The sequence below is a fragment of the Paenibacillus sp. LC231 genome, assembly GCF_001860525.1.
Lineage (GTDB): Bacteria > Bacillota > Bacilli > Paenibacillales > Paenibacillaceae > Paenibacillus_AQ.
In genome coordinates this window covers 1-746 of record NZ_JFOM01000055.1, presented here as the reverse complement: position 1 = coordinate 746, position 746 = coordinate 1, and the positions used below count along the sequence as shown (strand labels likewise).

Here is a 746-nt window from a genome sequence, read left to right as displayed (position 1 = left end):
AATCAAAACCACCCGTGTGAACGGGTGGTTTGCTCTGCGGCTGAAAGCCTTTGTTACTGGCCAGCCCTAAAGGGCATTGAATCGTTCGCCAACCGCACTACTTTTTCGGCTACCCCTTAAGGGGCCTTCTAGTTCTTCTTCTTTCGTTTGCTTCCTGTTTCTTCTCCTGTGAATGGATCTATATACTCTTCCAGCGTCATTTGCTCTGCAACCACGTCTTCTTGTAACTGATTTCGTATATACTCTTCAATCACTTTCTTGTTCCTTCCTACCGTGTCCACATAAAACCCCTTACACCAGAATTTTCGATTCCCATACTTATATTTTAAATTTGCATGGCGATCAAATATCATTAAGCTACTCTTCCCTTTTAAATACCCTATAAATGATGACACACTTATTTTCGGCGGTATACTTACCAGCATGTGTATATGATCTTTACATGCCTCTGCTTCTATAATTTCTACACCTTTTCTTTCACACAATTGTCTTAGTATTTTTCCTATATCTCTTTTCAATTTCCCATAGATCACTTGTCTTCTGTACTTTGGTGCAAACACTATGTGATACTTACAATTCCATTTTGTATGTGCTAAACTGTTCACATCAGATGCCATCTGATCTCCTCCTCGTGTTTTAAATTTGGTTGGCGAACCGAATTTATCTTAACACTTCGGAGGATTTTTTTTATACAACGCTTAAGCTATCCTGAACCATACGCATAGCGTATGGTTTTCTTTTTACAA

1 protein-coding gene is annotated in these 746 nt (G+C 39.0%); it reads right to left on the bottom strand.

Annotated elements, in window-relative coordinates; genetic code table 11:
- Positions 1-128: 128 nt before the first annotated feature.
- Positions 129-617, bottom strand: a complete 489-nt coding sequence (gene tnpA, locus AK95_RS30415) for an IS200/IS605 family transposase (protein WP_071223663.1) — start codon at positions 615-617, stop codon at positions 129-131.
- Between the last annotated feature and the right edge of the window lie 129 nt (positions 618-746).

Excerpts from the sequence above, each read along its gene's own strand:
- tnpA (WP_071223663.1), bottom strand. The coding sequence starts at position 617 with ATGGCATCTGATGTGAACAGTTTAGCACATACAAAATGGAATTGTAAG.